Source organism: Paenibacillus hunanensis, from assembly GCF_014645615.1.
Classification (GTDB): domain Bacteria; phylum Bacillota; class Bacilli; order Paenibacillales; family Paenibacillaceae; genus Saccharibacillus; species Saccharibacillus hunanensis.
The window spans coordinates 461,053-472,973 of the sequence record NZ_BMMB01000001.1 but is presented as its reverse complement, the minus strand read 5'-3'; the positions used below and the strand labels follow the sequence as shown (position 1 = coordinate 472,973).

At 33.0% G+C, this 11,921-nt stretch carries 9 protein-coding genes and 1 pseudogene; all 10 read right to left on the bottom strand.

Annotated elements, in window-relative coordinates; genetic code table 11:
• Window positions 1-4: 4 nt before the first annotated feature.
• Window positions 5-664 (bottom strand): TadE/TadG family type IV pilus assembly protein, encoded by a 660-nt coding sequence (locus tag IEX62_RS02005; protein ID WP_188773722.1) that lies wholly within the window; start codon window positions 662-664, stop codon window positions 5-7.
• A 7-nt stretch (window positions 665-671) separates the two neighbouring features.
• Complete coding sequence (locus tag IEX62_RS02000) at window positions 672-869, bottom strand: Flp1 family type IVb pilin (RefSeq protein WP_188773721.1); 198 nt, start codon at window positions 867-869, stop codon at window positions 672-674.
• A gap of 12 nt (window positions 870-881) precedes the next feature.
• A complete protein-coding gene (locus tag IEX62_RS01995; RefSeq protein ID WP_284446188.1) occupies window positions 882-1,766 on the bottom strand; it encodes a type II secretion system F family protein in 885 nt (294 codons plus the stop codon).
• A gap of 39 nt (window positions 1,767-1,805) precedes the next feature.
• On the bottom strand, window positions 1,806-2,690 hold the full coding sequence (locus IEX62_RS01990) for a type II secretion system F family protein (protein WP_188773720.1): 885 nt from the start codon (window positions 2,688-2,690) through the stop codon (window positions 1,806-1,808).
• A 20-nt stretch (window positions 2,691-2,710) separates the two neighbouring features.
• A pseudogene (locus tag IEX62_RS01985) lies at window positions 2,711-3,097 on the bottom strand (CpaF family protein); the annotation flags it as partial.
• A 108-nt stretch (window positions 3,098-3,205) separates the two neighbouring features.
• On the bottom strand, window positions 3,206-3,940 hold the full coding sequence (locus IEX62_RS01980) for a hypothetical protein (RefSeq protein WP_188773719.1): 735 nt from the start codon (window positions 3,938-3,940) through the stop codon (window positions 3,206-3,208).
• 124 nt (window positions 3,941-4,064) lie between these two features.
• A complete protein-coding gene (locus IEX62_RS01975) occupies window positions 4,065-6,554 on the bottom strand; it encodes a P-loop NTPase family protein (protein WP_188773718.1) in 2,490 nt (829 codons plus the stop codon).
• 56 nt (window positions 6,555-6,610) lie between these two features.
• Window positions 6,611-7,105, bottom strand: a complete 495-nt coding sequence (locus tag IEX62_RS01970; protein WP_188773717.1) for a hypothetical protein — start codon at window positions 7,103-7,105, stop codon at window positions 6,611-6,613.
• 581 nt (window positions 7,106-7,686) lie between these two features.
• Window positions 7,687-8,865, bottom strand: coding sequence for an RES domain-containing protein (locus tag IEX62_RS01965; protein WP_188773716.1), 1,179 nt, complete (start codon window positions 8,863-8,865; stop codon window positions 7,687-7,689).
• Window positions 8,866-9,732: 867 nt separating this feature from the next.
• The gene (locus IEX62_RS01960) at window positions 9,733-11,310 is read right to left on the bottom strand and encodes a PIN-like domain-containing protein (protein WP_188773715.1); all 1,578 of its coding nucleotides are present in this window, start codon (window positions 11,308-11,310) and stop codon (window positions 9,733-9,735) included.
• Window positions 11,311-11,921 lie beyond the last annotated feature (611 nt).

The window sequence follows — 11,921 nt, the reverse complement described above, 5'->3', positions numbered from 1 at the left end:
TCACCTATAAGCCAAACCACTTTAAAATCGCTCCGGCTTTATCCAGCTGGAGTGCAGGGCCAGCTACGCCTGCTGCCTTGGCAGCATAATATCGCATCAGCTCTATGTTACGAATATACTCAACAGGCTCTACAATGACCGAGCCTGCTCCGATCTCGGAACGAAGCGGTTTATGCAATTGCCGTTCAAGAGCTGGAAAGGAAATAGGACGCGATAAATTGGTTTCAACCGAACGAACAAGCATCCCATTGTCATACTTGATATTTCCACTCATTTCACCAGGAACCCAGGAGGCAGCGGCAGATAGCTTTTTCTCCGGTAATGATCCGCCGCTTCCTCCTGGAATGGAAACTTCAGCACCATTTTCTGCACCCGCCCATCCAAATAGCTTGCTCAGCATCTCATCTTGAGTGAGTCGCCAGTACAAGCCATCATTTTCACCCTCTGCAAATGCGCCGTTATTCGGACTTTTGTAGCTGTTGTCCCAGGAATAGGCTGCACGCTCCGATGTTTTAGAGGCGGCTTGCTTGAGCATCGTATTTTGATATAAATACATACAAAAGAACATCAGCAGCAACGTCGTAAATAGTATGATCGGAAACACGATGGAAGCTTCAATGGTGAAGCTCCCACGCGTATTTCTCCAAAATCTTTGTTTTGTCATGGCAGAGTTAGTTTTTAAACTCTTCACTTTTATTGCCCATGTATTCAAGCATCCCATCTACAACATCTTTAATTTTCTTTTTAAACGCTAATGCAATGATCAAAATAACCGCTACGATCAGCACCATTTCCAGCGTGCCAATACCATCTTCCTGCTTCCAAAAGCTTTTCATCCCATTCCAGGATTGGGTAAGTACGTTTTTCATGTATTATTCCTCCTACATATTCATCATCATAAATGCTGGCGTTCCAACTAGAATCATTACAATCAAAAAAATCATGACCATCGGCAGTACCATCTTAGAGGAAGCCTGTTCCCCTCGCATACGACTGACCGCTTTACGTTTATCCCATAATGTGCGAGACAGTTCACGTAATGCCAGTCCAAACTCTCCACCACCACGGCGGAAGTTAAGCAGCACAGTCGTCGTAAATACAGACACCTCTTGCACCCCGCAGCGCTTACTGAACGACTCTAATGCCTGTTGAAATGGATATCCATTCTCCAGCTCATTAAGCATCTGGAACAGCTCGCGATATAAAGGATGGGTCGATGCACTTGCCTGCTTGCGCTGTACACAACGCGTAATCGCTCGCTGCGCCGTTTCTCCGGCTCCAACCAGCAACACGATTTTGTTCAGTAGCTCTGGTAATTCCATCAAAATCTCGTGCTCGCGTTCCTGCACCTTCTTTTGCAAATCGCGTACAAGCGAAGCTGGTAATACGACTGCAAGCAATATGCATAGTGCAAGCCAGGTTATACTTCCACCGTTTAGCGCTGATACGATGCAGCCACCAGTCAGTAACAGCCAGCAGTAGCCTGTCATTTCGGCAATGTATAATAGTGCCCGTTCTCCGCTCAAATGGACCCCGAATCCTTTTTGAATATGGCTTTGAACACGATAAAATATACCGGGAAAGCGAGCTACAAACCGGACCTTCTCCAACAGTACCAGCCATGCAGGCGTAAATCTCCTTAGCTTGATCATGTCAAATGGTACCTCCGCTAGCTGCTTATGCTTCTCATCGGCGCTCTGGTACAATACAATCCAGCCCACTATTAGCGAAGCCGCAATCAATCCCTCCAGCCACACTCCTATCAGTTGATTCACCTCCCTTCAATGCCGATTTAGCCTTATCCATTACACCCGGATATTCATAAACTTACGAATCAATGCAAAGCAGCCGGTTAAAGCTAGCAAGCAAATGGTAGATACAACGATACCTATTGGATTGCCATATAGCGGCTGCATAAAATCACCAGCTACTACATTCAAAAAAATCAAAAATATAAACGGTGTCGCCATCAATATGTAAGACTCGAATTTCTTCTGCGAAATCATTACTGTTATATCCTGCTGAATGTCCAGCTTCTCACCAATAATCGTCGACGTTTTGCGCACAACTTCCACCAGATCACCGCCAGTTCGCTTACATGTCACAAACACATCTGCAAAATTGGCAATATCCTCACTGGCAGCGCGAACGCTAAAATCTTCCAGCGCCTCCTCAATCGGTTGCCCATAATCCAATCTCGTTGTAATGATCGTTAGCTCGCGTATCATATCGTTATCGCCATCTGGATATAGCATCCGCAAATCCTGTGCCGCTTCCCGAAAACCATTTTCAACCGAACGACCGGCTGCTAAGGATGAAGATAAAGAATACAGTGCTTGCTTGAAGTGAGCACTGAGTGCGCTCTGCCTTCGCTCAATTAAGTATTTGCGTAGTAAGCGCGGCATAAACCAGGCTGCGCTCGCCAGCATAATGCCTACAATCCAGCTGTGGTAAAACAGATAGCCGACCAGCGCAAAGATCGCTCCACATATGATCATGCAGCTAACTCGCTGTACAACACTTAACTGGTAGGTAGTGTAATCGACCAGCGCAGGTGCTGAGGTAGCTCCATGCGGTCTTTCATCAACAGCCTGCTTGATAGGCGGTCGTGTGGGATGAGACTTGATCGACTGATTGATTGGTTGATTGGATGGTGGTCTTCCTAAGAGAGAACGACTATTTCTGTTCATGTGAGGCTCCTCCTTTCTGATCAGGCATTAGCGGTATACTCGGTATTGCCCATAGCAGCCAGCCGTCTCCATTCCTCTACACCAGCCGCGCGTAGCTTATCCGTATGAATCAGTAGATTCCCCGTCGGCATCAGCTGACCTACAATTTTGCCTTCGCGTTCGCCTTGTTCTTCAAATAGAAATAGAGGATTTAATACAACCTCGCCATCGATCATACCGCGCACTTCCGAAATCTCGACTACACGCCGAGAACGATCACGCAATCGTGATAAATGCACAAAAATATCAATCGCCGAGCTAATCTGCTGCCGTACGACCTGAATCGGTAGCTCTGCTCCACTGAGTACCATCGTTTCTAAACGACTCAGCATATCACGTGAGCTGTTCGCGTGACCGGTCGAGAGTGAAGTATATCTAATATTGTGGTATTAATAAATTTATGATCATAAAAAAACCCTTAGATGTCTAAAAACATCAAAGGGTTTGAACAAATTAAATATTAATTAATTTTCATCTTAGATATTGTATTTAGAAAAAACTTCACTATTAAGAAGTTGTTCTCTTAAGCTATTACTTTCAATTTTAAAATTTTCCAAATCCATTTCTATAGTTTCTTGAAATGTTATTATATCTTTTTCTTGAGAAGCTTTGTGTATAAATTCTAGAATCGTAATACTGAGCATTCCTATTTCCCATATATAACTCTTAATAATTTCATAACTATGGTTATCAAAAAATTTATAAGAAACATAACTTTCTGATAAATCCATATTAGTATATGTCGAAATAATATTTGCATGCGCAGAATACTGGTTAATTATTTCCTTATGTCTTTTTATAGTTTCAGAATACTCAGGAAAATGTCGTTCTATCCATTTTTTTGATATCTTTTTCAAGTTCTTATGTTCAATAGCATGACCTAGTTCATTAATAGATAAGAAGACAGAACGATCACTATGATGAATCGCATAACCTGCTAATACAGCAGATTCTAATGCATATCTTAACATCAAATGTGATTGTATAGTATGTAGTCTCAAAACAGATAAAAAAGCAAGCATTAAAGAGTTACGCACTTGAAAAAAAAACAAATTAAACATTTCTGTTTCTTCATCAAAATTTTTATCTTTAATAGCTATATTATAATATTCAATTATCGACTTTACAGTGTCAAAAAAATCCTTTGCAGCTTCATTCCCCTCAATCACTAATCTATTTTCTAGATCCGATAATTCCTCTAGCCAATCCACGTAATCAGACTCCTTCAGTTGTTTATTTCAGTTCATACAGTTTCGAAGTGATTTGTTTATTTTATAGTATGAAGAAACTACTCACTCTAGAGAAAGCAAAACTCTTCATACTATAAAATAATACTTAATTAAATACTTTATGTTTAGAAAGTTGCTTCATAATTCGCTGTTTATCCTTATCATAAATACTTCTTATATTCGGAACTATTTTCCCCCATTTTGTTATTCCAGCGCTAGAAAAATATGAAAAATCATTATTCTCTTCCTTTTCTAAATATGCCAAAAATTGTTCCACAATTTTGAATTTTCTTTCCCATTGATCCCTATTAGTTTCTCTTTTTGAAAAATAAATATGATCAGTTAGTTCTCTTAATATAGTGTGATCATGTATAGGAGTGTCTTGTAATATTATCTCCAAATATTGAAAACTACCCATCAATTCATCTATATAATATTTTCCAGCAGGTGTTAATTTAACCAACTTGATTTTGTCATAATAATTTTTATCTTGATGTTTTCTAGAACCTATATCACTATCTATCAAATAGCTCCTTAAAAGTGGTATTAAAACCTGTCTTAAACTTGGTTCTGAAATACAATAAGGCTGCAACGAATCTAACAACGAGTTTATAGGAATGTATCCTTTTCCTACATCAGTATTAAACTGCTCATTTTTTCGTTCATTTAGCTTTTCTAAAACTCTAATCAACACAAAATGACTAAAAAAACCATCTTCGAAAGTTTGGAATAAGTTAGCCACTGAAGATTTATCATTGTTGTATATTTCATATTTCCCTAAAGCAATACTTTTTAATACCTCCCAATGATTTAGCATTTTAGGTTGATCTTTAAATGTTAAATCTTTAAACAGCTTGATTAAATTAGTATGCCCTGAGGTATTCATATCGCTAAAAAATTCTAAAGCATAACGCATATTTCCACTTGATATTTGTTCTAACAAATTTTTTGTTTGAGAATTCTTAATAGTATTTTCTATAGTCTCAAAAACCTCTTTTGTTTTTAAGGTTATTCCCATAGGTTGTCCGCTTTGAATTGCATCAAAATAAACCTTCTCATTTTTCACATCTTTTTTCACTAAATTTATTCTTTTTTGAATCATTTCTATTACATCTGGAGGAATTATCTGATAATAACTTGTATTATTATATGCATTTGAAGGTAAGTTAGACTTCATACTCCACATTGTTTCATCGCGAAGAGACAGTATTATGAGTGATTTAAGTTGAGTAGCTTTTTCAGTTGCAAAAGAACATATTTCCATTTGTTTCTCAACAGAGTGATGATCGACATTATCAAATACTAAACAAACTTCATTAGCATATTTTTTTCTAATATATTCAATTTGGTTAGCTAAGTGTTCAAATTTATTTTTTTGTTTGCTTTGAAAAAAATTGTATTTTTCCTGGTTTTTGGATTCATCATTTAATAATTCCCACAAACCTCCGTCTTCTTTTTCCACTATTTCTTCTTTATAAATTTCTTCTAAAACTTGTAATGAATTAATCTTAAAACCTTTATAATCCTGTCGGAAATATCTTTCTATGCATTCGTAAATGAAATCACTAAAGCTTGTTTCAGAAGAGTATCTCATAAAATCTATATTGATCCAAACAAGTTTTTTCCTAGTGGGTTCATCTAAAATTTTTGTATAAAATCTTTTAATAAATGTAGTTTTTCCTGCACCTAAGTTACCTAGTAATAGAAATAAATGCCCATTATTATTTGCTTGAAATTTCAATGTATAATCTCTACTTATACTCCCAGCACTTAAACCTTCGACAACAACTTCTTCTACTGGAGAATTAAAAAAAGGAACTCTATCTCTTAAATAAGTTCTTAATTCTAATCCATACGATCCTAATTTATCAGTGTTACAATACACTTCATTAAGTAATTCTGGATTAGAATCAACGTTGCGGAAGTATTTATCCATATAATTTTTTAAAAATGATGCTAATTTATTAGTGTCTATCTGTTTATCTACATTATATAAACTATTTTTATAAACATTTGAAAATTGTGGAGGTGTTCTATATGCTTTATTTTTAAATACATTCTCGAAAAAAAACTTTCTGCCTTCTTTATAAGGAGACATTACTTCAAAGATAATATGTAGATTTTTTCTCATACTATCTTTTCCATTAATTATATAAACATCACTTTCCTCTTCAGTGACATAAGTTTTGCAAATTGCAAAGTTTAAACCATTACTAACAACACAAAAATCACAATATTTCTCTTGAGCATAACTTCTTGCTTGTGCAATAGCAGCAAATAATTCTTTATTTTTAGAAAGAATTTTAGTTTTATATCCTCCGCTACTTGAAGGCATATTAAATAAAACATTAGTTCTCTTGGCTTCGATAACAAATTTATTTGATTCACTTTCACAAAAATAATCTATATAACCCGCCTCAACTTTTGGTTCCATTTTCACATTTTCTTGCTTCCATCCTAAAATATCAAAAATAATTGGATCGATGATCTTACACCTAGTATCTGTTTCAGTTAACGGTTCTGATTGAAATTTTTCTATAGATTTAATTTTACTTTCCCACATTTCTAATACACTTTGAAAATCTCCAGTTAGCATACAAAATCTCCTATCAAAAAAATGAGTCTACAGACCCTAAGGTCTATAGACTCATATTAATTAATTAATCCAATTTCTGCAAGTGCTGTAAATCCTTTTTCAATATCTTTTCTATCATATTTTAGTTTTGATTTATATGACAATAATTCTTTTGTTAATTCATTAATTTTTTTGTTTTTCAAATCATCATAGTATAAATAATGAATCGAAGCCAATAACTCCATCCAATCTGTCATACTTTTTTTGATATAATTTTTTTCTACGACTATCTTTAAAGGTTCTAGTATTTCCTTAATATCTTCACGCAATGAGTAACTATTGTAATTTTTATCTAGACTGTCTTTATTATCGTACAATAATTCTGTAAGTGCAGGGGAATATGGCCCTTTTTTGTACCAAGTATAAACAAAATCTCCACAATTCACACCTAATATTGATGCTAGGTATATTGATTTTTGTGCCTCTACTCTATCTTCTAATGTCTTAATAGAAGGAGGACTCCCAGTTAAATATTCATGTACCTTGTAAACTGGAATAAATTGATTATTCATTGTATGCCTCCTTCTTTTTTAATAAATTATAATACATAATATAAAATATAGAGTATGTAAATAAGCTTAAAATAGCATGAAAATAAGATGAAATAAGTCTAATTTAGAGCGCAAGACAAACATTGATTCATGTTAAAACCCTACCATAATAGAAATTGGTAGGGTGACTGACTAAGAAGAAAATATTCACAGAAGCATAAATATTAAACACATAGCTACGAAATAAAATAATTTTATAGAATCATTCATAAAATCATATTTAAATTTCTTTGAAAGTATCTCATATTTCTCTCAAAAAGTATATCTTTTTTTCCAACATATCCCTTTTTAGTTTGAAGTCTTAGCTTCAAAATAGCATTTTTATTATATAATATGATTTCTATTTTGGATGATTTCTTTTATTTAAAATAATATCAATTTTTCTAAGAAGCATGTATTGAGTATAGATCTCTTTGTATAATAATTCTGAGTTTTTACTTTAGAATGTTCGTATAGTGTTTAATAAGCAACTTTTTAACTGCAATACTTGTCTTTATGATGGTAATACGCAGTATCTTTAATACTGTAATATTATAACAAATTCAAAAATCTATTTCTTTATGAGTAAGTCCTGATAAATAGTTGTCGAACTCACCAAACTTACTGTCATCATATATTACTTTTTGAGCAGCCATTGTGATATTTATAGGAGTACGATGATATTTATGGAAATAAATCAAAGAAGATTGTTCACTTGATTTTTGATGACGCGATTTTAATTTATTAAATTCTTCAAAGTTAACTACAGGAGATATTTTTATATTATTGCAAAAATCAGAGATAATATCATTGTTATTGTTAGTCCTCATTGGTATTGCTAAATTCACACTTACAGGGTAAGCTTCATAATCTACCGCTGATTGTTTAGATATATAAGCTATTCCATCAATTCCAATCTTTGAAAGAGATGACGTAATTAGTTGTGAAATAATGTATTCAGATTTAAAACTTCGATTTTCTTCTTCTACCTTATACGACGTTGCACATATTAATGGCCAAATTTTTAATAATGCATGAATTAAATCTTCAGGATTTTCTAAACTTTCATATTCTTCTATTACAATTTTCACCAATGACCATCCAAAAGTTAAATCTAATATCTTCAAAACCCCTTTAATTCTATAGGAACTTACATTAAATAGCTCATTAGATGGCATACCCAATTCAGTCCAACAAACATATGAAGAGACTCCAAAATACATACAAGGTACTCCAGCTATACTAAATCGCTGTGTTTGTATAATGCCTCGATTATTAAATGGAATATGAAGCATCTCTTTATCAATAAATCTTTTTCCAGGATTAGCCGCAATTCGAGCTCTATAAAAATTTAAAGGTTTTGATTTCACTTCTACTCTTTCTTTTTTAGTTATGATTTTTGAATTTAAATAAGGAACCATTGATTTAAAAGCAAAACAATTATCTAAATTAGAAACTAAAAGCTCGTACTCTTTAAATTTATTTAATAAGTCACTTATACCTTTTTGTGCCATAAATACTTCAGCATTATAATAGTTATCTACAGCGGATAATATTGTTCTATTGATATCTTTGATTTCTATTAATAAATCTTTTGATATGAATTGCATGTTTTCTAGCATCTCAATATACTTTTTTAATTTTTTGTTTAGATCTTTTCTGTATTCACAATCTTTATGAACAAGGATAGGCAAAATTAAATTTTCAGTGTCACAATTACTAAGTTCTTTATACTTAAACATTTTTTGCTCCTCACTTATAGACTACTTAACATTTAGCAATATAAGTTTTCTTTAAAACCTTCGTATTTCTTTTTTGTTTTTCGATAGTAGCTACTCAAACTCTTCAATACTGATAAGCTACTTCAATCAGATCTGCCAGCTCATTCACGTCTTAATATTTATTGCATTCATCTAATTCATCTTACAACTCACTATATTAAAGATTTCAAATTATCGCTACATAATTTATAAATCTTAAGGTTACTTTCTTGCTAGAAGTTTGATAATTCTAGCAATGCCGTCACAAATTAGTTTATTATAGGCTCTAATAATTTACTTATTAAATTATCAAAACCCTTATGCAAATTCAAATATAGACTGCTAATTATTAGTTGAAAGTATAACTACTTTTTAAAATTCTATTCGTTCTTATTCTGTTTTACCCGTCTAGTTGATAAGGGCCCCTCATAAGAAATTATGGCTTTTAATAAAGAAGCTTGAACTCTTATGTAGCCTAATTCTATATTTACATAAGAAATGGAGCTAAGTTGATTGATAAGCCTGTTTTATAAGCTACCAACTTAATTCCATTTTTTAACTGAACTTAGCTACTTTAGTTGTTTCAGTGAGTTTCAATAAATCCTCTATAATAATCCTATTAGTTTTGCTTTCATTTGATGAGATAACAATCATGTATAAGTAGGTATTCAGCGTTTTAAATGAAAAAACTGCGGATCACACATCGATCTATCTTTATTAATGTGTAACTAATAATTTGATACTCACTTTAAATACAAACTATTCAAATTTGCGACCATACAAAAATGCCCTTAACAAAATAACTGTTAAGGGCTACTCTACACCAAACATTTTCTTTTCAAAGTGATTCTATTTCTCTTTTAAAAGCACTCTAATCTCTGAATAAGGATAACTAAAACGAATAGGATTGACTAGGTTGTTAAAATCAACAATAATTTCAAATTTATTTTCATCTGCTAAAATTACCTTTCCATTTCCGTATTCATCATGCCAGATCCAATGATTAGTTCCTATCAATTTTTTAAATCTTAAAAATTCACTGATCATAGTTTCATCGTCTTCTATAAATATATTATCTGGAATATTGTTCTCATCCATTATTCTTTTTGAAACTTCATAATCGGTTATTACTACATTCGAATATTCCCTATCTTTACTAGCCAATAAAATTTTATTAATCAGATACACTACCTCTTCAATGTCATAAATAAGACGTAACGTTGAAAATCCAATAAAAACTTGTAGATTTTCTATTAAAATTTTTTCGAATTTAATTGGTAAATTTATATAATCTTTTAATAATTTCCTTATATGTGGAATGATGTAAGAGAAATCAGGTTCATGATTTTCTGAAAGACTAGACGCAGTTATAACGTAATAGTAATATGGTCTTTTGGAAGCTTCATCCACTTTATATGAGTTATTATAATTTTTTGATTTAGAAATATTCCTAGGCACAAAATGACTTAATTCTATATAGCGTTTATTATTTTCCTGAATCAATTCTTCACTCTGCTTAGTTACTTTTATATCAGTAATAACATCATCTATATTTTGCATATTTTGATTATCCGTTAACAAATATTTCTTAGCATGTTTAATAAATTGCTCAGAATTATACAAATAAAATAACTTTCCCTCTGTTTCTCTTCGGAATTCATTCATTAGTTCTGGATGTATCCCCTTTTTTTGTCCGTTTACTTTATATATCCAGTCTTCTTTCGTATCATCTGATATCAGTATAATTCCATCTACATCTGGATTTTTAGCTTTTTCAATAATCTGAAACCAATAAACAAGGTCTCCATATTCATCTTTATATTTAACTCCATCATAAAATGAAGTTTTTCCTTGTTTATCCTTCAAGTCTTTAAAACCTGGAGGTACTAAATTTGAGTAACGGCCCTCACCAATGCCATATATCTTATCTAGTTCCTCTTGTGTATACGATCGTCCAACCTGATCACCAATAATGAGATTGAGTCTTTCTTTTAAATCCTCTAAATCTGGATGTTCACCTTGCTGTAAAATAATCTCATTGGTTAATTGCTCTTTAGTCTTATTTATGATTGATAAAAGACTATTAGTTGTGATATTTGTGTGCCTTAGTTCTTTAGCTTTTGTGTCAATCTTAGAAATGAGTTCTTTTATAGAATCATCAACTATTTTCTGAAATAGTGTATAGCCATTGTTTTGAGTGTAGAGCACTTCATTGAGGTTTTTATGATATTCGAAAGCAACTTGATAAGGTATCCATAACCTTTGTTTAATTTCTTGAAGAATTTCTAAAAACACTTCTCTGGTTGTCTCAGGATAACGATAAAGATTAAGAAGCGTATTGCTATCAAAAACAAAGGTACAATTTCCCCAAAGTTCCTTAAATTCTTCTTCAGTTAGTTGATAATAGCTTTTAAATAATTCCTTCATTTTATCCCCACTTTATACTAATTTATACTTACCCTATTTATTTGTTTAAATTCCATATTTAAACTCTAAGAAATATAATATATATACTAATAGTTAACTTAAGAAAAGTCACTCTACAGAATAGTTCAACAATATATAACAAAGCAGATAAGTTATGAAGATAATTTGATGTTTCTTTCGTAAGTTTTAATTTTTCTATATACAGAAGCCTGCTTTTCCAGTGCTTTAAACAATCTTGGGTAAATTTAGCTATAAAGCATCCCCCTATATAAATAAACTTGCTTCCTTCTTGGTCCTTCGTGAGGTGTTGTCAGCAACTCCCATCTCTCTAAAACTAGCTCTCATCCTTGCGTAGCTGCGCTTTACAACCTCTCTCTGGTGCCTATTCCGCTGGCTCATAGCCTCTGGTAATTCTGCATCTTGTAGTTAATGCTTAGCTTCCGTATCCATCTTCCAACTTGTAATAAGTTCTGTCTGTTTATTGATTTAATTGGTTGATTCATGCTCCATCGGACTGTACCCCTGCGTAATACTTGCTTCACGCTGTACAAAGCCGATCTGCCGGTAAAGCCGGACTTCCTTAATATATTCTGCTACTGCTTGTCGAGTAG

What these genes read in the sequence shown, in the direction of transcription:
- IEX62_RS01960 (WP_188773715.1), bottom strand. Translation starts at nt 11,310, where the DNA reads ATGAAGGAATTATTTAAAAGCTATTATCAACTAACTGAAGAAGAATTT.
- IEX62_RS02000 (WP_188773721.1), bottom strand. Translation starts at nt 869, where the DNA reads ATGAAAAACGTACTTACCCAATCCTGGAATGGGATGAAAAGCTTTTGG.
- IEX62_RS02005 (WP_188773722.1), bottom strand. Translation starts at nt 664, where the DNA reads ATGACAAAACAAAGATTTTGGAGAAATACGCGTGGGAGCTTCACCATT.
- IEX62_RS01975 (WP_188773718.1), bottom strand. Translation starts at nt 6,554, where the DNA reads ATGCTAACTGGAGATTTTCAAAGTGTATTAGAAATGTGGGAAAGTAAA.
- IEX62_RS01970 (WP_188773717.1), bottom strand. Translation starts at nt 7,105, where the DNA reads ATGAATAATCAATTTATTCCAGTTTACAAGGTACATGAATATTTAACT.
- IEX62_RS01990 (WP_188773720.1), bottom strand. Translation starts at nt 2,690, where the DNA reads ATGAACAGAAATAGTCGTTCTCTCTTAGGAAGACCACCATCCAATCAA.
- IEX62_RS01965 (WP_188773716.1), bottom strand. Translation starts at nt 8,865, where the DNA reads ATGTTTAAGTATAAAGAACTTAGTAATTGTGACACTGAAAATTTAATT.